Raw genomic sequence first — 20,306 nt, 5'->3', positions numbered from 1 at the left:
AAACCCAACAAGGAGTTTCGGATTCTTACACAGCCTGAGGATCGGTCAATGGATCCTTAACTGATCGGCATTAGGCCGAAGCCCCCTTTTTGTCTCATCCGGTCAACGCTTACAGCGCCTTCAGGATGGCCTCGACGCTGGCCTTGGCATCGCCAAACAGCATCTGGGTGTTCTCCTTGAAGAACAGCGGGTTCTGGACACCGGCGTAGCCAGTGTTCATGGAGCGCTTGAAGCCGATGACGTTCTGCGCCTTCCACACTTCCAGCACCGGCATGCCGGCGATGGGGCTGCCCGGATCTTCCATGGCGGCCGGGTTGACGGTGTCGTTGGCACCGATCACCAGCACCACGTCGGTGTCGGCGAAGTCATCGTTGATCTCGTCCATTTCCAGCACGATGTCATAGGGGACTTTCGCTTCCGCCAGCAGCACGTTCATGTGACCAGGCAGACGACCGGCCACCGGGTGGATGCCGAAGCGCACCTTGACGCCACGATCACGCAGCTTCTGGGTGATCTCGGCCACCGGGTACTGGGCCTGCGCCACCGCCATGCCGTAGCCTGGGGTGATGATGACGGAGCTGGCGTTCTTCAGCATGTCGGCCACGTCTTCGGCGTTGGTCTCGCGGTATTCGCCCAGCTCCTGCTCGGCGGTGGAGGCCACGCCGTCGGAGCCAAAGCCACCGGCGATCACGGAGATGAAGGAGCGGTTCATCGCCTTGCACATGATGTAGGAGAGGATGGCACCGGAGGAACCCACCAGGGCACCGGTGACGATCAGCAGGTCATTGGAAAGCATGAAGCCCGCCGCCGCCGCCGCCCAACCGGAGTAGGAGTTCAGCATGGAGACCACCACCGGCATGTCCGCGCCACCGATGGAGGCGACCAGGTGCCAGCCGAAGGCGAAGGCGATCAGGGTCATCACCAGCAGAGCGAAGGTGGAGCCACCGGCGTTGACGAAGTGGATCATCAGCGCGATGGAGACCACCACGGCCAGCAGGTTCAGCTTGTGGCGGTGCGGCAGCATCAGCGGCTTGGAAGAGATGAGGCCACGCAGCTTGCCGAACGCCACCACGGAACCGGTGAAGGTCACGGCACCGATGAAGACGCCCAGGAACACTTCCACCAGGTGGATGTTCAGCATGGCGCCGGAGAGGTGCTCGACCTGGGCGACGCTTGCCGCCTGCTCGAACGCCGCCCGGGCGGCTGCCAGGGTCGCATCCAGGTTGGAACCGACGGAGACCACCACTTCAGCGGGCGCAGAGGGGTGCAGATCGATGAAGCTGTTGAAGCCCACCAGCACCGCTGCCATGCCCACGAAGCTGTGCAGCACGGCCACCAGCTCGGGCATCTCGGTCATCTCGACCTTGAGGGCCAGACGCACGCCGATGGCGCCACCGATGGCCATGGCCAGGATGATCCAGTGGACGCCACTGGTTTCCGGGTTGAAGACGGTGGCGAGCAGGGCGATGGCCATCCCCGCGATACCGAACAGGTTGCCATGCTTGGCCGTTTCTTGCTTCGACAGTCCCGCGAGACTGAGGATGAAGAGCACGGCGGCAACGATATAGGATGCTGTTACCAGTCCTTGAGACACGTTAAACCCCCTTAATCCTTACGGAACATCTTCAGCATGCGCTGAGTGACGGTGAAGCCACCGAAGATGTTGATACTGGCAATCAGCACGGCGACAAAGGCCAGCACGGTGACCAGGGTCGACCCTTGTCCAATCTGCAACAGCGCACCGACCACGATGATGCCGGAGATGGCATTGGTGACCGACATCAGCGGCGTGTGCAGGGCGTGAGAGACGTTCCACACCACGTAGTAACCGACCACGCAGGCCAGGATGAAGACGGTGAAGTGGGAGAGGAAGGCGGCAGGCGCCACGGCGGCCACCCAACCGAAGGCGGCGATGCCGAGGGCACCGAACACGAACTTCTTGTTGGAGGGCTTGGCCTCTTCCTTCTTGGCGGCCGGTTTGGCGGCAGCGGGTTTCTGCGGGGCGGCAGAGACGGAGATGGCGGGGGGCGGGAAGGTCACTTCACCGGCCTGGACCACCGTCATGTTGCGCTGTACCACGTCTTCGAAGTCGATGGCGACGTTGCCGTCCTTCTCCTTGCACATCAGCTTCATCAGGTTCACCAGGTTGGTGCCGTAAAGCTGGGAGGATTGGGCGGGCAGGCGGCCCGGCAGATCGGTGTAACCGATCACCTTGACGCCGTTGTCGGTGACATGCAGTTCACCCGGTACCGTGTATTCGCAGTTGCCGCCGGCCTGGGCCGCCATGTCCACGATGACGGAGCCCGGCTTCATGCTGTCCACCATTTCCTTGGTGATGAGCTTGGGTGCCGGTTTGCCCGGGATCAGGGCGGTAGTGATGATGATGTCCACTTCCTTGGCCTGCTGGGCGAACAGCTCCATCTCGGCCTTGATGAACTCTTCGCTCATCACTTTGGCGTAGCCGTCGCTGGATGCGCCATCTTCGCCGCCGAAGTCCAGCTTGAGGAATTCCCCACCCATGGACTCGATCTGCTCGGCCACTTCCAGACGGGTATCGAAGGCACGCACGATGGCACCGAGGGAACCGGCGGTCCCGATGGCGGCCAGACCGGCCACACCGGCACCGATGACCAGCACCTTGGCGGGCGGTACTTTACCGGCGGCGGTGATCTGGCCGGTGAAGAAGCGACCGAACTGGTGCGCGGCTTCCACGACGGCGCGATAGCCACCGATGTTGGCCATGGAAGAGAGGGCGTCGAGGGACTGGGCACGGGAGATCCGCGGCACCATGTCCATCGCCATCACATTGATGTTGCGCTCGGAAAGCTTCTTGACCAGCTCGGGATTCTGGGCGGGCCAGATGAAGCTCACCAGGGTGGCACCATCCTTAATTTGTGCGATTTCGGCCTCGGTCGGCGCGTTGACCTTGAAGACAAGGTCGGCTTGCCAGACGTTCGGTACCACGCTGGCACCGGCAGCCTCGAAGGCGGCATCATCGAAGCTGGCTCGCAGGCCGGCACCGGCCTCGATGGCAACCTCGAAGCCGAGCTTTTTCAGCTGCTCGACAGTGGCCGGGGTCGCTGCGACCCGGGTCTCACCGGCGAGACTCTCTCTCGGTATTCCAATCTGCATGACTATTCCCTGATGGTTAATAAACAATCATCGCCAAGTCTCTCATGTCTGAGGGGACAAGGCATGATCAAAGTGCAGGTCACGGGCCCTTTGTTATGAAAATCAGCAGGCTTCACCTCGACCTCCTGTCACGGTCAGGCCCCCGCTTTTCAGGCGCGAGGGTGATTAGTATCAAATTTTGGAGTTTTATTACAACCACGGCCCCGGGCGGGCGGGTACAGAATTCAGCCCATCCCGGACCATGATTAAAAAAAACAAACCAAATTAGGGGCTTATACCAGCAAAAAGCGCTAAAAAAAGTGATCCAACCAGTCAAAAAAAATGTTTAACCCGGCCTCTACCTTAGCGTTTTTTGTTCTTACGAAATCTGCCGTTGGCTCATCTGATGAGATGAAAAGGGAAAAAGTAACCATTTTGCAACGATCAGGGGGCCGCGTCCCCGCCTGCTGGCGGGTTCGGGCCCCCTGGTGCAACCGGGCCTTGGGCCCGTTTCAGGCGCGCTCTGCTTACCAGGCCGCCTCATAAATATGCCGGCTCTGGGCCAGGTCGATGTCGCCGTGCTCACCCAGGGCGGTCATGCCGTGCTCTTCGAGCTTGGCCAGCAGGGCGTCGATCCGGGCGTCGGCCACGTAATCCCGCAGCCGGGTCTTGATCCCCATCCGCTCGAAGAAGTCGCGGGTGGCGGCGATGGCACCGTCGATACGCTCCTCGTCACTGCCGCTGCGCAGATCCCAGACCCGCTCGGCGTATTGCAGCAGTTTGGCGCGCTTCTGCTCGCGCTTGGCCTGCAGCAGGGCGGGCAGCACCACCGCCAGGGTCTGGGCGTGGTCCAGACCGTGCAGGGCGGTGATCTCGTGGCCCAGCATGTGGGTGGCCCAGTCCTGGGGCACGCCGGCTCCGATCAGGCCGTTCAGTGCCAGGGTGGCGCTCCACATGATGTTGGCACGCACGTCGTAGTTTTCCGGCTCCACCAGCGCCTTGGGCCCCTCTTCCGCCAGGGTCAGCAGCAGCCCCTCTGCAAAGCGATCCTGCACCTTGGCATCCACCGGGTAGGTGAGGTACTGCTCCAGGGTGTGGATGAAGGCATCCACCACCCCATTGGCCACCTGACGGGCGGGCAGGGTGTAGGTGAGCACGGGGTCGAGCACGGCGAAGCGCGGCATCACGAAGGGCGAGAAGAAGTGCTGCTTGTCCCCTGTGCTCTTGCGGGTGATGACGGCGCCCATGTTCATCTCGGAGCCGGTGGCCGGCAGGGTCAGCACGCTGCCCAGGGGAATGGCGGAGGCCACCTCGCCGCCGACGGTCTCGAGGATGTGCCAGGGGTCCTTGGCCAGGTCGTAGTGGGCCGCCGCCGCGATGAACTTGGTGCCGTCCAGCACGGAGCCGCCACCCACTGCCAGCAGGAAGTCGACCTTCTCGGCGCGGGCCAGTTCGACGGCGCCCATCAGGGTCTCGTAGGTGGGGTTGGGCTCGATGCCGCCAAATTCAAACAGGGTCAGGCCGGCCAGCTCGCTGCGGATCTGGTCCAGCAGGCCACTGCGCACCACGCTGCCACCGCCGTAGGTGACGAGGATGCGGGCGTCGCTGGGGATCTGGCCGCGCAGCTGGGCCACCTGGCCCTTGCCGAACAGCACCTTGGTGGGGGTGTGCAGGATGAAGTTGTTCATGGGATCTCCCGGGGTGGTCGTAGTCGGTAAGGTATGGGTTGCATTTTTCTCTTATAACCCCCTACCATCAAGGGAGCTTTCTGCCGATTTCTTGCCTATTTCTACTTAGCCTGGATAAATGAGTACAAATCAGCCCATCGCGGCGACCCACCAGTCCGCCCTCGCCAGCCGACTCGCCGCCCTGGCACCCCACCCGGGGATCACCGCCGCCCCCGTGCCCGGCGTGCACCTCATCTACACCACGGAGCATCATGACCGCATCCCGGTGCTCTACCGCCCGCGCATGATCATCATCCTGCAGGGGCACAAGGTGGGCTATCTCTCGGACTTCACCTTCCGCTACGACCCCGAGCACTACCTGATGATGACCCTGCCGCTGCCCTGCGAGTGCGAGTGCTTCGCCTCCCCAGAATCCCCCCTGGTGGGGCTCTCGGTGGAGATCGACGTGGCGGCGCTGCAGGCCCTGCTGCTGGAGATGGGGGACGCGGCCCCCGCCCCGGCGGAGCCGGGTCGCGGCGTCGTCTCCGTGCCCCTCTCCGAGACCATGCTCTGCGCGGTGGAGCGCCTCATCGACGTGATGGACAAGCCGCTCCACGCCCGGGTGCTGGGGCCCCAGATCGTGCGCGAGATCCTGTTCCACGCCCTGCACGAAGGGGGAGCCCCCGCCCTGCTGGCCATGGCCAGCCGTCACAGCCAGGTGAGCCAGATAGCCCGGGTGCTGCGTATCATGGAGCAGCGCTTTACCGAGAACCTGACGGTGGAGGAGCTGGCCCGGGAGGCGAACATGAGCGTCTCGGCCTTCCACCACCACTTCAAGGCGGCCACCGCCACCTCGCCCCTGCAGTACATCAAGACCCTGCGCCTGCACCGGGCGCGGCTGATGATGCTGCACGACGGCCTCAAGGCCGGGGTGGCGGCGGACAAGGTAGGCTACGAGAGCGGCTCCCAGTTCAGCCGCGAATACAAACGCTTCTTTGGCAACACCCCGAGCGAACACGCGGCACGCTTCCGCTCGGGACAACTGCGTATCGTGGAGGGATGACATGCGCACACTGATCCTGCTCGTTCTGACCCTGCTGGCCACCGCCTGCACCGGCATTCCACCGGGACACCAGGTGGTCAAGCCCTTCCAGCTCGACCGTTACCTCGGCACCTGGTACGAAATCGCCCGCCTCGATCACGGCTTCGAGCGCGGCCTGAGCCGGGTCACCGCCAGCTACAGCCTGCGGGATGACGGCGGCGTCAGGGTGCTCAACCGGGGGCAGGACGAACAGGGGGAATGGCGCGAGGCCGAGGGGCGCGCCTACTTCGTGGGCGACAGCGACGAGGGGCGCCTCAAGGTGAGCTTCTTCGGCCCCTTCTACGGCAGCTACAACGTGCTGGCGACGGACTATGACCTCTCCCTGGTGAGCAGTTACAACCTCCAGTACCTCTGGATCCTCTCCCGCACGCCCCATCCCCCCAAAGAGAAGGTAGAGGCCCTGGTCGAGCGGGCCCGGGGGCTCGGCTTTGCCACCGACCGGCTGATCTGGGTCAGCCAGGATCCGGCGGGGAACGCCCCATGAGGATCTTCCAGGCCACCCCCGGGGACATTCCCCGGGTCACCCCCCTGTTCGTGGAATACCGGGCGTTCTACCGGCTGCCTGCCCGGCCCGAGGCTGCCGAAGCCTTCCTGCTGGAGCGCTGCACCGCCGGGGAGTCGGTGCTCTTCGTGGCCCAGAGCGAGGCGGGAGAGGTGCTGGGATTTGCCCACCTCTATCCCCTGTTCTGCTCCCTCGCCCTGAAGCCCATCTGGCTGCTGTACGATCTGTTCGTGGCGCCGGCGGCCCGCCAGCAGGGGGTCGCCCAGGCGCTGCTGGCGCGGGCCGATCGCCACGGCCAGGAGACGGGCGCCGCCTTCCTGATGCTGAGCACCGCCACCGACAACCGGCAGGCTCAGGCCCTCTACGAAGGGCACGGCTACCAGCGGGACAACGAGTTCTACAGCTACATCAAGCCCCTCTGAGCCCCTGGCCTGGCCGATTGCCGGGCCAGGCCCCGGCATTATTCAGCGGGTGCATGGCAAAATATTATCCATACACCGCATGAATAAAGGCGACCCCGAGGTCGCCTTTGTCACATCCGGGTCTCAGCCTAGAGCCGGAAGCGCCCGATCTCCTGCTCCAGCCGCTCGGTCAGGGACTTGAGCTCGGCGGCCTGGCTGGCCTCCTCCCGCGCCTGCTCCGCCAGCGTCTGGGAGACGTGGCGGATGTTCTCGGTGTTGCGGCTGATCTCGCCGGTGACCGAGGTCTGCTCCTCGGCCGCCGCCGCGATCTGGGTCGCCATGTCGCTGATGGCGCCGATGGCCTCGTTGATCCGGCCCAGGCTGAGATTCGCCGCTTCGGCGTCCTCCACGCTGGTGCCCGCCAGCTGGCGACTGGTCTCCATGCCGCCCACCGCCTTGCGGGTGGTCTGCTGCAGCGCCTCGATCATCTGCTGGATCTCGGCGGTGGAGTCGTGGGTGCGGCGCGACAGCACCCGCACCTCGTCCGCCACCACGGCAAAGCCGCGCCCCTGCTCCCCGGCCCGGGCCGCCTCGATGGCGGCGTTCAGGGCCAGCAGGTTGGTCTGCTCGGCGATGCCGCTGATGGTGGCCAGAATGCCGCTGATCTGCTGGGCGTGGCCATCCAGCTCGTGGATGGTCTGGCTGGCGTCGGAGACCTCCCCCGCCAGCCCCGTGATGCTGCGCTGGCTCTGGCCGACCTGGGACTGGCCGGCCACCGCGAGGCGCACCGCATCGCCGGCGGTGTTGGCGGCAAACTCGGCGTTGCCGGCGATCTCCTGGGTGGCGGAGGCCATCTCGGTCACCGCGGTCGCTACCATGACGATCTCGTCCTGCTGCTGGCGCACCCGCTGGCTGCGGGCCTCGGCCCCCGCCGCCTGGGTGCGGGACTGGGCCGCCAGCTCGACGGTGACGTCCCGCAACCGGCTGACAATGCCGTGCAGTCGCGCCACGAACTGGTTGAAGTTCTGGGCCAGCTGCCCCACCTCATCCTGGCTGCGGGTGGCGATCTGCACCGTGAGATCCCCCTCCCCGTGGGCGATGTCGGCGAGCGCCCTGGAGACCCGTCCCAGATCCGCGAACAGGTAGTTGAACATGGCGATGAGCAGGGCACCGAACACCAGCAGCAGCACCAGGGTCAGCCCCACCAGTTGCCACAGCAGGGAGGCGAGCGGCGCCTCCAGCACCTCCTTGTACATCACCATGGCGAGCAGCCAGTCGGTGCCGGGCACGCCCTGCACCGAGAGCAGCACCTCGCGCCCGTTCAGGTTGGCGCCGTGCAGTTCGCCGTCGCGGCTCCACGCATCCAGCGCCGCCCCGGTGAGGCCGGGGTCCAGCTCCGCCACCTGCTTGAGCGCCAGCTCCTTGTTCGGGTGGCCGACGATGAGGCCGGTGCGGTCGAGCAGCATGGCGTAGCCCTCCCCCTGCACCTTCATGGCCAGCACCTCGTCGATGAGGGCGTCGAGGGAGAGATCCGCCCCGGCCACCCCGATCACCCGGCCCTGATGGCTCACCGGCTCGGCCAGGGTCACCACCATCTGCTGCATGGTCACGCTGACATAGGGCGGCGTGACGATGAGCTTGCCCGCCTTGTCGGCGCTCTGGTACCAGGGGCGGGCCCTGGGGTCATAGTTGGCGGTGTTGAGGGCGGGATCGTGGCGGGTCATCTCCCCCTGCGCCGAACCAAAATAGGTGAGGCCGAAACCGCCGGAGGTGCGGGTCTGCAGCAGGTGGGGCACCAGGGTCGCTTCGGGGTTGTCGGCAATCACCGCGGCCAGGGCATCGACCGCGTGCTTGCGATCCGCCAGCCAGTTGCCGATGGCCACCGAGTGGGCGTGACCGTAGTTGACCGCCTCGCTCTGGATGGCGTCAAGGGTGCGGGATTTGAGGGTGTGGAAGGCGACGATACCGAGCAGGGCTGCCATCAGCAGCACTACCCCCAGGCTGGCCGCGAGCAGCTTGCCGCGCAACGAGAGAGTCATGACAACGAATCCTTGTGGTAGCCGGGGGCCGGAAATACCCCCATCTTGGTAGTTCTATCGGCACAATGATGAACGGTCTTTAGTGAATCCTGATATTTTTTCATCTATCAACAACAGAACGCACTACCAGCAACAGACTGTTCACTATTCCATGCTGACACCCGCAGGCACCACAAGGCCGCTCGAAGGCGGCCATGAGGTCATATCGCGGATGACGGGTAGGCACCGGCGGAGCAGGTCAGCGCCCGATGACCTGTCTCTTGAGGGCGGTTTCAGGCGTCTGCAAAGAGGGTTGGCGGGCAGGGTTGAGCATCCATCAGGAACCGAGCTGGTGCTCCCCCTGTTGCCCCCCCCTCTCGGCAACGTGGGCTGTGCTAGATTGGGTATCCCGTTTTCAAGGAGAGCCCGCTGCCATGCCACGAAATATCGAGATCAAAGCCCGCTTAGCCGGGGTCGATGACCTTATCCCCAGAGCCGCGGCCATCGCCGACAAGGGCCCCGTCGACATCGCCCAGGACGATACCTTCTTTCGCTGTGAATCGGGCCGCTTCAAATTGCGGACGCTCTCCCCTTCGGCAGGCCAGCTCATCTTCTACCGCAGGCCTGATCAACAGGGTCCGAAGGAGAGCTACTACCACATCACGCCAACGAACGAGCCGGACAAGCTGCGGGAAACGCTCACCCTGGCTTGCGGCCAGATTGGCAGAGTGCGAAAACAGCGGACCCTCTTTCTGGTGGGCAGAACCCGGATCCATCTCGACCGGGTTGAAGGGCTGGGTCACTTCCTCGAACTGGAAGTGGTGCTGGAAGATGACGAACCGCGCGAGGTGGGGATACAGGAAGCTCACGACATCATGGCGCGTCTCGGTATCGAGCCCTCCCGGCTGATCGAAGGCGCCTATCTGGATCTCCTGCTGCAACGACAACCCTGAGGGATTCACAACAGCGAGGCCGCCCGAAGGCGGCCTCGTACCATCAGGGAGCAGGGTTATGTCACCCGCGCCAGCGCCGTGTTGATCCTCAGGTTGGTCGCCTCCAGCCCCGGCTGCTGGCCGTAGAAGTCGAACGCCAGCTCGACCCCGGGGCGAAACAGCAGGCAGTGAGTGGAGCCGCCGAAGTGGAACATGCCGAGCTGCTCCCCCTTCGCGATCCGCTGCCCCGGCTGCACCGTCACCTCGCAGCTCGACACCTCCGCCATGCCCACCGGCACCACGCACATCAGGCCGATCCTGGGGTTGTCCGCCTCGATGAAGATGAGTGCCCGGGTCGCCACCGCGGTGAGGAAGGGCTGGGACTGGTTCGGGGCGCTGGGGTCGGGCCCCACCGGGCTGTCGAAACCCTGGTGGCGGTTGGCCAGGTAGTAGCTGCCGTTGACCACCTTGACCGAGCGCACCGTGCCGCTCACCGGGCTGTGCCAGCGGTGATAGCTGAGGGCGCTGAGGAAGGCCTGATAGAGGGTGCCCCCCTCGAACGCGGCGGCGCGCGGGTCGAAGTCCAGCAGGTTGTCCAGGGAATAGGGCTGCCCCTTGAGCCAGAACGCGTCCTGCCGCCTTACCCCGGTCACCACCTGCAGCGGGGCCGACTCGCAGGCGTTGGCGATCACGCTGTCATCGTCCGGGGCCGTCGCCGGCCGCACGCCGGGGCAGAAGCGGCGGGTGAAGAAGTCGTCCCAGCTGGCGAAGCCCTCGTATTCCTCTCCCGGCACGGTGTGGAAGATCCCCTCGAAGCGCTCTGGGGTGGGGTTGTCGCCGGCCCCGAGCGCCCCCTGCGCCACCTTGACCATCTCCCGTTTCGCCACCTCCCCGAGCCAGGGGACGATCAGGGTCTGGCGATCCAGGGTGCTCACCGACTCCGTCAGCACATAACGGGACGCGGGACCTTGCAGGAAATCGGCCCAGTAGCCGAGGATCTTGCGCAGTTGCTGGTTCACCAGCGCATTGGCAAAGAAGTCGTACCCGGCGGCCGTCGCCATGGGCCAGTTGAGCAGGGCATTGATGGGGAATCCGATCAGCCCGGCGGGCTCCTGGGTCTGCACATTCTGATAGGCTTCCGGGGCCGTGGTCATGATGCCGTTGAGCAGCTGCAGGAACTCATCGAAGCTGCGCACCTGGACCTGACCGAGCGGCGTGCTGTGCTCATGCTGCCACGCCTCGTCAAACATCCCCTGGGCCTGCTGATGCAGGAGGGGATCCTGCTCCACCAGCGCCTTCAATCCGGCGATCGGGGCCACCAGCGGGCGAGGCTGGCGGGTGACCGCCTGACGCAGCCGCTGTACCCAGCGCGCCACATGGGCCTGATCCCGGGGGACCCAGCCACCGGCATGGGCATGGGGGTGACGCGTATCCACTGCCTTGTTCATCGCTCTCTCCTTGTTGAAGCGCCTTGGGCCCGCCGGATGCGATGCGCCTGAAGGCGCCATCTGGCAGGAAGCAAGGTGTAGCACAGGGGAAAAGCGGCCTCCATTGACAGAAATGGCAGCGGCGAAGCGGAGAAAAAGAGGCTAACGGAGGCGGTGGCAAACGCCGCAAATGCGAAAGGCCAGCTCAATGAGCTGGCCTCTCTGAAAAATGGCAGGGGCGGCAGGACTCGAACCCGCAACCATCGGTTTTGGAGACCGCTGTTCTACCAATTGGAACTACGCCCCTGCAACAAACGAGGCGTAGTATACAAAGCGGAGGTCAAAGGTAAAGGCTTTTTTTCTCACTTTCGATGCGATCGAACAAATGACGAGCAGATCCCCGCAATTCCAACAAGGAGCGGGGGTAAGCTGCTGTATTTGCAGCCCCGACGGGGTAGGAATGGGACACAAATGGGGGTAGGGTGAAACCAGGCTCAGGGAGGCTGCCCATGCTCAATTACCGACTGCTGCAACAGCTTGCGCCCCTCAACTTCCGGGATGAGCGCAAGACGGAGACCCTGGCCGACTATCTGGACAGAGTCTCTCCCCTGGTGCCCTCCATTCCCTCCAATGTGCTCGCCCAGTGGATTTACCGCCATTGGCGCGGTTTTGAATCCAACTGGAGCTTTATCGATCTCGCCAGCCACCAGTTCGAGTGCGAGCACTGGCCCACCGCGCAGATTATCGAGCAGATAGACTCCCGCCACATGGAGGTGATCGATCGCTGGGGCGAGATGCTGCGCAGCAACCGCTACGTGCGCCGCTCCTGGCTCGGCGATGACATGCTGCGCCGGGGCACCTGGTCCGAGCCTGTCATCGTCCTCGCCACCGCCCCGGGCACCTGCTACCCGGACGGTCACCCCCTGCCCCATCCCTACTGCCTGCTGGAGGGGCACCACAGGCTCGGCTACCTGCGCAGCATGGCCGCCGATGGCGCCCCCTTGCAGGCGCAGCACGCACTCTGGATTTGTCGACCCGTTCGCGACACTTAAACGTTTTTCTGGGCAAATCCTGCCTCTGAAATAAATTTTTGACAATTCAAAAACCAGCCCTATAATCGGTGCGGTTTTGAAAAAGGTCGGGACAGGACAATGCCGTTTTTGATGAAAAAAGCAGCCTTGCAGACGGGTGGAGCGCACCAGAGCGGCCCCGTTGTTTCCGGTTCCCGTCCCACAGATCCCCCGTTTTTTTTGAAAAGAGCCCCTGTTTCAGGGGCTTTTTTTTGTGCCGGAAAAACCTTCATTGATGCCAAAGGGAATGCAGACGATGACCAATCCACTCTATAACAAACACGTCATCTCCATCTCGGATCTGACCCGGTCCGACATGGAACTGGTGGTCGCCACCGCACAGCGGTTGAAGGCCGAACCCGACAGCCGCCTGCTGAAAGACAAGCTGGTCGCCAGTTGCTTCTTCGAAGCCTCCACCCGCACCCGTCTCTCCTTCGAGACCGCGGTCCAGCGCCTGGGCGGCAACATCATCGGCTTCGCCGACGGCGGCAACACCAGCGCCAAGAAGGGCGAGACTCTGGCCGACTCCATCAAGATCATCAGCTCCTACACCGATGCGGTGGTGATGCGCCACCCGAAGGAAGGGGCAGCCCGTCTGGCCTCCGAGTTCTCCCGGGTGCCGGTCATCAACGGCGGTGACGGCTCCAACCAGCATCCCACCCAGACCCTGCTCGACCTCTTCTCCATCCACGAGACCCAAGGCAAGCTGGACGGCCTCAACGTCGCCTTCGTCGGTGACCTGAAGTACGGCCGCACCGTCCACTCCCTGGCCCAGGCCCTGAGCCTGTTCAACTGCCGCTTCTTCTTCATCTCCCCTGAGGCGCTGGCCATGCCGGACTACCTCTGCGAAGAGCTGGAAGAGAAGGGCATCCGCTTCAGCGTGCACGAGACCATGGAAGAGGTGATGCCGGAGCTCGACATCCTCTACATGACCCGCGTCCAGAAGGAGCGCTTCGACGAGACCGAGTACAAGCACATGGCCGCCAAGTTCGTGCTGGAGCTGGCGACCCTGGAAGGGGCCAAGCCCACCATGAAGATCCTCCATCCCCTGCCCCGGGTTGACGAGATCGAGGTCGCCGTCGACAAGACCCACCACGCCTACTACTTCCAGCAGGCGGAGAACGGGGTCTATGCCCGCCAGGCACTGCTGGCACTGGTACTGAACGAAACCGTCTAAGGGAAAGGGGAACATCATGTCCGAGAAGAACCAACTGCAAGTCGAAGCCATCCGCCACGGCTCCGTCATCGACCACGTCCCCGCCGGCCAGGGCATCAAGATCCTCAAGCTGTTCCAGCTGATCGAGACCCAGGAGCGGATCACCGTCGGCTTCAACCTCAAATCCGGCGCCCTCGGCAAGAAGGATCTCATCAAGATCGAGAACACCCGTCTGACCGAGCAGCAGGCCAACCAGCTGGCGCTGTTCGCCCCGAAAGCGACCGTCAACATCATCGAAGACTTCGTGGTGGTGAAGAAGCACCAGCTGGCGCTGCCGGAGTTCATCGAAGGGGTGTTCCACTGCCCCAACTCCAACTGCATCTCCCACAACGAACCGGTGGAGAGCTACTTCCGGGTGCGCGAGGTGAAAGGGGCGGTGCGGATGAAGTGCAAATACTGCGAGAAGTCCTTCACCCAGGACATCGTCAGCGAACGCTACTGATTTCCTGCCGACAAAGGATATCCATGTGGGCCCCATCGGGCCCATTTTTGAACCCTGTCACATCACTTATTCCCCCTTTGGTTATAATTTGCCATCCCGTAATGGATATACCTCGCTCATCCCCTGCTTGAGTGCTCCTCATTAGTGTTTTTCGCTATGAAAAGCCGGAACGACAGACTGGGCGAGACCGCCATCGCTCATCGCCAAAGGAAGTCGCCATGGTCAACACCCTCAGCCGCCCAGCAGAACCAGAGTCCGACCTGGCCCAGCTCGACGCCTGCCGCCAGATCATCGGCCAGCACTGCTACAGCACCCAGGAGGAGATCCGCCGCGAGCTCTCCGCCCGCGGTTTTGCGGACATCAGCCAGTCCACCATCTCCCGCCTGCTGCGCCGTCTCGGGGTCGCCAAGGCCCAGAACGCCAACGGCAAGAAGGTCTACACCCTGGTAGACGAGCAGCTGGAGCCCGCCGGCAGCACCCGCTCCATCCACGACATGGTGCGCGCCGTGGTCCACAACCAGCAGATGGTGCTGGTGCATACCACCCCGGGGGCCGCTACCGTGGTGGCTCGCCTGCTGGATCGCAACGCCAATCCCGAGATCCTGGGGGCCGTGGCCGGCAACGACGTGGTACTGATCGCCCCGCGCCACATCAGCCGAACCCGCCAGGCTCACGCCGCCGTGGTGCGCACCCTGGAAAACGCCCGCTGACCCCTGCTGGATGCCAGAAGGCGACCCCGGGGTCGCCTTTTTGTTGCCCGCGCGGCAAGGAGTCAGACCACAAAAACGGGAGCCCCAGGCTCCCGTTGTTGTCCCTATGTCTGTCGGCATTCATGCCAGCACGGCACCCAGGCTCAGGCAGAGCACGATCAGCACGGTCAGCATGCCGAGCAGCGGGGCCACCCACTTCAGCCAGCGCACATAGGGCACCTTGGCAATGGCCAGCCCCCCCATGACCACGGCGGAGGTCGGGGTCACCAGGTTCACCAGGCCGGAAGCGGACTGGTAGGCGGTGACCACCAGCTCGCGGCCCACGTTGGCGAAGTCGGCAAGCGGCGCCATGATCGGCATGGTCAGCACCGCCAGACCGGAGGAAGAGGGCACCAGGAAGGAGAGCACCACTTCCAGCACGAACATCACGTTGATGAAGACGATGGTGGAGAGGCCGGTCACTATCCCCTCTGCGCTGTGCAAAATGGTGTGGGTGATCATGCCGTTGTCCATCACTACCACGATACCGCGGGCGATACCGATGATGAGGGCCACGCCGAGCAGGTCACGAGCACCGTCGATGAAGTTGGAGGTCAGCTCCTCCTCGCTCATGCGGGAGATGACGCCGACGATGATGGCGGCAGCCAGGAACACGCCGGAGATCTGCGCCATCCACCAGCCCAGCACGGCCACCCCATAGATCATCACGGCAAAGGCGGCGACGAAGATACCCAGCACGATCTTGCGGGTGGTGGTGAACTCCAGCATCTGGTCGCTCTTGTTGCCGAGGAAGTGGGCACGGTTCTCTTCCCACTTGTCGGCCACCAGGGACTTGCTGGGATCGCTTCGCACCATCTTGGCGTAACGCATCACATAGGCCACGCAGATCAGCCAGCCGGCCACCAGCATGGCGACCCGCAACCAGATGCCGTCGGTGAAGGAGATGCCGGCCGCGTTGGCGGCGATCACGGTGGCGAACGGGTTGATGGTGGAGCCCAGGGTACCGATACCGGCCCCCAGCAGCACGGTCGCGGCAGCGACCACGGGGTCGAAGCGGGCGGCCATCATCACCGGCACCAGCAGGGTGTAGAACGGCAGAGACTCTTCCGCCATGCCGTAGATGGTGCCCCCTGCGGCGAACAGCGCCATCAGGATCGGGATCATCCACTCTTCACGGCCACGCAGGCGATCGGTGACGCGCTCGATACCAGCATCGATGGCACCTGTCTTGGTCACGATGCCAAGGAAGCCACCGATGATCAGGATGAAGAGGGAGACGTCGATGGCGCCAGCCTCATAGGTGTCGTGATTGTAGAGACCGTCGATGGGTGCCAGCAGCACGTCGACAATCCCCTGGGGATTGGCATCCACCAGTTTGTAGGTACCGGCCACCGGCACTTCCTTGCCGAGGGCCTCGTTCATGGTCATCTCGTATTTGCCGGCCGGCACTATCCAGCTCAGGGCGGCCACCAGGGCGATCAGCACAAACAGTATCGTGTAGGCTGACGGGAACTTGAATTTGGTCATGGTCCAGCTTCCTTCTGTGGGTGTGGTATCCATGCAGGCTGCGGGTCGTAGGGTTGGAGGTATTATGCCGCTGTCACATGGTTGAAAAGCCGGGGGTCACCCCCCGGCACCACTGACGACGTCAGTCGCCCAGCGTAGCCACCATCACTGCCTTGATGGTGTGCATCCGGTTTTCCGCCTCGTCGAAGACGATGCTGTGCTCGGATTCGAACACGTCCTCGGTCACTTCCAGGCCCTTCATGCCATATTTGTCGGCCACTTCCTTGCCCATGGTGGTCTCGTCGTTGTGGAACGCCGGCAGGCAGTGCATGAACTTCACATCCGGGTTCTTGGTCGCGTTGATGACATCCATGTTGACCTGATACGGGGTCATCAGTTTGACCCGTTGATCCCAGGCTTCCTTCGCTTCACCCATGGAGACCCAGACGTCGGTGTAGAGGAAGTCGGCACCCAGCACACCCTCTTTCACGTCTTCGGTCAGGTGGATGCGCGCACCGGTCTCTTCGGCGATGAGGCGGCAGGTGGCAACCAGCTCCTCTTCCGGCCAGAAGGCTTTCGGCGCCACCAGGCGGATGTCCATGCCCATCTTGGCGGCACCCACCATCAGGGAGTTGCCCATGTTGTTGCGGGCGTCACCCAGGTAGGCGAACTTGATCTGATCCAGACGTTTGCCCTTGCCGTGCTCCAGCATGGTCATGAAGTCCGCCAGGATCTGGGTCGGGTGGAATTCGTTGGTCAGGCCGTTCCAGACCGGCACACCGGCGTGGGCCCCCAGCTCTTCGACGATCTCCTGGCCGTAGCCGCGGTATTCGATGCCGTCATACATGCGGCCCAGCACCCGGGCGGTGTCCTTCATGGACTCCTTGTGACCGATTTGGGAACCGCTCGGGCCGAGGTAGGAGACCTGGGCGCCCTGGTCGAAGGCCGCCACTTCGAACGCACAGCGGGTGCGGGTGGAGGTCTTCTCGAAGATCAGGGCAATGTTCTTGCCGACCAGATGCTTGCGCTCATAGCCACCGTATTTGGCTTTCTTCAGGTCGATGGCCAGATCGATCATGTATTGGATTTCGCGAGGGGTGAAGTCCAGCAGTTTCAGGAAGTTACGGTTACGCAGATTAAAAGCCATGATGAGTTCTCTCTATATTTGTTCAGACCAATTTGGCAGTGTCATTGACTACGCAGTTGTTCAGACCAGAGCCTTGGCTCAGGCATTGACGGTATTGGTGGCGACGATGTTGGTGCCGGCTTCCCCCTTGAGGATGGCGAGGCCATCTTCCAGGGAGCCGATGCCGACCATGCCGCCGGTCGCCTTGACGAATTCACAGGAGGCTTCGACCTTGGGCCCCATGGAGCCGGCATCGAACTTGACCCCGGCCAGCTCGTCCGGGCTGGTGACCCGCAGCGGACGCTGGGTCGGCTTGCCCCAATCCAGATAGACGGCATCGGCATCGGTCAGGATCAGCAGGGCGTCGGCCTTGATCTGCTTGGCCAGGTAGGCGGCAGACATGTCCTTGTCGATGACGGCCTCGATGCCGGTCAGGCTCTGGCCATCCCAGGTCACCGGGATGCCGCCACCACCGGTACAGATGATGAGGTGGCCCTGGGCGATCAGGGTTTCGATGGCGTCGCCTTCGACGATGCGCTGAGGTAGCGGGGACGGCACCACGCGGCGGAAGAACTTGCCGTCAGCCTTGACCGACCAGTGCTTCTCTGCAGCTAGGGCGCGGGCCTCCACTTCTTCATAAACCGGGCCGATAAACTTGGTCGGGTTGACGAACGCCGGATCCTCGGGGTCGACCTGGACCTGGGTCAGCAGCGCGGTGACGTTGCGGCTCGGCATCAGGTTCTTCAGCTCCTGGATCAGCATGTAGCCGATCATGCCCTGGGACTCGGCACCCAGCACATCCAGGGGATAGGGAGAGACCTTGGTGTAGGCGCTGTTCTGCAGGGCCAGCAGGCCGACTTGCGGGCCGTTGCCGTGCACTAGCACCACGTTGTACTCCTGGGCGATCAGGGCGATGGTCTTGGCGGCGGTGGCGATGTTCTTGCGCTGGATGTCAGCTTCAAGCGGCTCGCCACGACGGAGCAGGGCATTGCCACCCAGGGCGACGACGACAGTTGGTTTTTTCATGGTGTTACTCTCGAGTCTTGGTGAGTGTGGCGCCAGCCTCTGCCGGCGCCACGCCGTCTTGTCAGATGCCGTCACGTTCCATCGGGCAGCTCATGCAGCGGGCGCCGCCGCGACCACGTCCCAGCTCTTCACCCGGGATGGGCAGCACAGTGATGCCAGCCTTGTCGTACTTCTCGTTGGTGTAGGTGTTGCGCTCGTAACCCACCACCACGCCGGGGCGCACGGTCAGCACGTTGTTGGCGTCGTTCCACTGCTCGCGCTCGGCCTCGAAGCTGTCGCCGCCCGTGGTGATGAGCTTGAGCTGATCCACCCCCAGCGCCTTCTCGATGGCGGTCACGAAGTAACCCTCTTCCTTGATGTTCATCCCGGTGGCGCCACCCGGGGTCAGGCTCCAGCAGTTCACGTCCTTGCGGATGACTTCCGGATAGACGGAGAAGGTGTCTATGTCCATGTGGGTCATGACGGTGTCGAGGTGCATGCAGCTGCGGTGTTTCGGCAACTGCATGGCGATGACCTGCTTGGCCTGACCGTGTTTGAACAGGCCGCGGGCCAGGTGTTCCACCCCTTGCGGCGTGGTGCGCTCGGACATGCCGATGAGCACGGCGCCGCGGCCGATGACCAGGACGTCGCCCCCCTCGATGGTGGAGTTGTCGTAGTCGCGGTCTTCGTCACCGAAGTACTTGATGAAGTCCTGGCCGGCGAACTGCGGGTGCCAGCGGTAGATGGCCTTCACATGGTTGGTCTCGCGGCGACGGGCGGCCTTGGCCATGGGGTTGATGGAGACGCCGCCGTAGACCCAGCAGGAAGTGTCGCGGGTGAAGAGGTGGTTGGGCAGCGGCTCGATGATGAAATCGGTCGGGGCGTGCATGCCGACCACCATGTTGACGCCGCTGTAGGGCATCTCGGAGTAGGTCAGGCCGCCGGAGAGGATGCGGGCCAGCTCGCGGTGCGGCATGTCGGCCAGGAAGCAGCGCACGTCGTTGGCCAGCGCGGTGCCGAGGCGATAGTCGGAGACCTGATGCTGCAGCAGCCAGGTTTTGGCTTCCGGTACATCCAGGGTTTCCGCCAGCAGGTTGGTCAGCAGGAAGACTTCGACATTCTGATCGCGCAGCACCTGAGCGAATTTGTCGTGCTCCTGACCGGCGCGTTCCACGGACAGGACGTCATCGAACAGCAGATCCTGGCAGTTGGAGGGGGTCAGACGCTTCAGACTGAGGTTGGGGCGGTGCAACATGACGCGGCGCAACTGGCCAACTTCAGAACCTACATAAAATTTGCTCATGATTATATTCCGTCTAGCAGTGGTCCCTGCGAGTGATTGAATAGATTCCTTCTATTCAGGCTCGTGGCTAAGGCGGGATATTCTTTATGTAGGGTATTCGGCTTATGTTCTATCCTGCCCTTGCCTTTCGACGCAGAGATTAGGACTGGAGGTCACATCAAACTTAGACATTGATCACATTCAACTCAGACTGCATAAATTCCGGAGTTAATTTATGACGGAGTGTACATAAACGATATTTGCCCCAGGGTCGCCATGGCATAAACAAGCAAAAAACGCCCGTAAAATCCCGGTAAGATAGCGTTTTCATTCATTTTGATTATCCATAAAGAGATAGCTTTTATTTTAAAATCACTTGAAAATCAAAAAGATAAAATAATCCACTTCAGTTTTTGAATTTTTTATATCTCTCCATGAATTTATCGTCATTCACTCCCCTTGAGTTCACCACATAAATAGTCACTTTCGCCATTCCGGTTGAATAATCCATCTTTTGTTCCAGATCATGGCATTTGCGCCAAGTCGCACGGCAGGCTTCGCGCCCACGGCTTTCACGCCATGTCTTTTATATGGATATGCATTTTGGACGCATCCCGGCGGGAGTTTTCTCATCAGCGCCATTGCAGCCTGGATTCAAAGTTTTTTCATTAGTTGAATTTATTGCAGCGCCTTGCACCAACCCGTGGTTCGCCTCATATACAGGACCTTAAGAAAACACTTCATTTGAAATTCCTTCTAAGGTCCTGTTCTGTATCGATTTTCGCTGCT

17 protein-coding genes and 1 tRNA gene are annotated in these 20,306 nt (G+C 62.6%); 8 read left to right on the top strand and 10 right to left on the bottom strand.

Annotated features, from left to right (window positions below):
- Window positions 1-109 precede the first annotated feature (109 nt).
- From pntB to yqhD, 3 genes are all read right to left on the bottom strand, one after another.
- Window positions 110-1,594: a Re/Si-specific NAD(P)(+) transhydrogenase subunit beta gene (pntB, locus tag PG896_RS17585; RefSeq protein WP_010675995.1), complete on the bottom strand. Its 1,485-nt coding sequence runs from the start codon at window positions 1,592-1,594 to the stop codon at window positions 110-112.
- A gap of 11 nt (window positions 1,595-1,605) precedes the next feature.
- On the bottom strand, window positions 1,606-3,132 hold the full coding sequence (locus tag PG896_RS17580) for a Re/Si-specific NAD(P)(+) transhydrogenase subunit alpha (RefSeq protein ID WP_010675996.1): 1,527 nt from the start codon (window positions 3,130-3,132) through the stop codon (window positions 1,606-1,608).
- A gap of 506 nt (window positions 3,133-3,638) precedes the next feature.
- Complete coding sequence (yqhD, locus tag PG896_RS17575) at window positions 3,639-4,799, bottom strand: alcohol dehydrogenase (RefSeq protein WP_043153942.1); 1,161 nt, start codon at window positions 4,797-4,799, stop codon at window positions 3,639-3,641.
- A gap of 118 nt (window positions 4,800-4,917) precedes the next feature.
- Between yqhD and PG896_RS17570 the strand changes: the two genes are divergently transcribed.
- The 3 genes from PG896_RS17570 to PG896_RS17560 are packed head-to-tail and all read left to right on the top strand — an operon-like array spanning window position 4,918 to window position 6,804.
- Entirely contained in the window at window positions 4,918-5,841 is a 924-nt protein-coding gene (locus tag PG896_RS17570) for an AraC family transcriptional regulator (RefSeq protein ID WP_010675998.1), read from the top strand.
- A gap of 1 nt (window position 5,842) precedes the next feature.
- Window positions 5,843-6,364, top strand: coding sequence for a lipocalin family protein (locus PG896_RS17565; protein WP_043153944.1), 522 nt, complete (start codon window positions 5,843-5,845; stop codon window positions 6,362-6,364).
- Window positions 6,361-6,804, top strand: a complete 444-nt coding sequence (locus PG896_RS17560; protein WP_042015636.1) for a GNAT family N-acetyltransferase — start codon at window positions 6,361-6,363, stop codon at window positions 6,802-6,804. The genes PG896_RS17565 and PG896_RS17560 overlap by 4 nt, the downstream gene beginning before the upstream one ends.
- Window positions 6,805-6,932: 128 nt before the next feature.
- Here PG896_RS17560 and PG896_RS17555 read toward each other — a convergent pair whose 3' ends face one another.
- Complete coding sequence (locus PG896_RS17555) at window positions 6,933-8,822, bottom strand: methyl-accepting chemotaxis protein (RefSeq protein ID WP_043153946.1); 1,890 nt, start codon at window positions 8,820-8,822, stop codon at window positions 6,933-6,935.
- A gap of 413 nt (window positions 8,823-9,235) precedes the next feature.
- Here PG896_RS17555 and PG896_RS17550 point away from each other — a divergent pair, with 413 nt between their 5' ends.
- Entirely contained in the window at window positions 9,236-9,754 is a 519-nt protein-coding gene (locus tag PG896_RS17550) for a class IV adenylate cyclase (RefSeq protein WP_043153948.1), read from the top strand.
- Window positions 9,755-9,810: 56 nt separating this feature from the next.
- Here PG896_RS17550 and PG896_RS17545 read toward each other — a convergent pair whose 3' ends face one another.
- On the bottom strand, window positions 9,811-11,181 hold the full coding sequence (locus PG896_RS17545; RefSeq protein WP_270836001.1) for a phosphatidylserine decarboxylase family protein: 1,371 nt from the start codon (window positions 11,179-11,181) through the stop codon (window positions 9,811-9,813).
- Between the two features lie 209 nt (window positions 11,182-11,390).
- A tRNA-Trp gene (locus PG896_RS17540) sits at window positions 11,391-11,467 on the bottom strand.
- Between the two features lie 202 nt (window positions 11,468-11,669).
- Here PG896_RS17540 and PG896_RS17535 point away from each other — a divergent pair.
- The 4 genes from PG896_RS17535 (at window position 11,670) to PG896_RS17520 (ending at window position 14,598) form a co-directional block, all read left to right on the top strand.
- A complete protein-coding gene (locus PG896_RS17535; protein ID WP_039039632.1) occupies window positions 11,670-12,212 on the top strand; it encodes a hypothetical protein in 543 nt (180 codons plus the stop codon).
- 274 nt (window positions 12,213-12,486) lie between these two features.
- Entirely contained in the window at window positions 12,487-13,407 is a 921-nt protein-coding gene (gene pyrB, locus PG896_RS17530; RefSeq protein ID WP_161957725.1) for an aspartate carbamoyltransferase, read from the top strand.
- A gap of 16 nt (window positions 13,408-13,423) precedes the next feature.
- Window positions 13,424-13,888, top strand: coding sequence for an aspartate carbamoyltransferase regulatory subunit (pyrI, locus tag PG896_RS17525; RefSeq protein WP_010676006.1), 465 nt, complete (start codon window positions 13,424-13,426; stop codon window positions 13,886-13,888).
- 218 nt (window positions 13,889-14,106) lie between these two features.
- Entirely contained in the window at window positions 14,107-14,598 is a 492-nt protein-coding gene (locus tag PG896_RS17520) for an arginine repressor (protein ID WP_039039633.1), read from the top strand.
- 120 nt (window positions 14,599-14,718) lie between these two features.
- Here PG896_RS17520 and PG896_RS17515 read toward each other — a convergent pair whose 3' ends face one another.
- From PG896_RS17515 to arcA, 4 genes are all read right to left on the bottom strand, one after another.
- On the bottom strand, window positions 14,719-16,125 hold the full coding sequence (locus PG896_RS17515; protein WP_010676008.1) for a YfcC family protein: 1,407 nt from the start codon (window positions 16,123-16,125) through the stop codon (window positions 14,719-14,721).
- Between the two features lie 121 nt (window positions 16,126-16,246).
- Window positions 16,247-17,251: an ornithine carbamoyltransferase gene (argF, locus tag PG896_RS17510; protein WP_010676009.1), complete on the bottom strand. Its 1,005-nt coding sequence runs from the start codon at window positions 17,249-17,251 to the stop codon at window positions 16,247-16,249.
- A 78-nt stretch (window positions 17,252-17,329) separates the two neighbouring features.
- Window positions 17,330-18,256: a carbamate kinase gene (gene arcC, locus PG896_RS17505; protein WP_270836000.1), complete on the bottom strand. Its 927-nt coding sequence runs from the start codon at window positions 18,254-18,256 to the stop codon at window positions 17,330-17,332.
- Window positions 18,257-18,317: 61 nt separating this feature from the next.
- Window positions 18,318-19,538 (bottom strand): arginine deiminase, encoded by a 1,221-nt coding sequence (gene arcA, locus PG896_RS17500; protein WP_042078763.1) that lies wholly within the window; start codon window positions 19,536-19,538, stop codon window positions 18,318-18,320.
- Window positions 19,539-20,306 lie beyond the last annotated feature (768 nt).

The organism is Aeromonas sp. QDB30, assembly GCF_027707645.1.
In the GTDB taxonomy this organism is placed as follows: domain Bacteria; phylum Pseudomonadota; class Gammaproteobacteria; order Enterobacterales; family Aeromonadaceae; genus Aeromonas; species Aeromonas caviae.
Note: the sequence above shows the minus strand (reverse complement) of the source record. Positions and strands in the feature narration are given on the sequence as shown.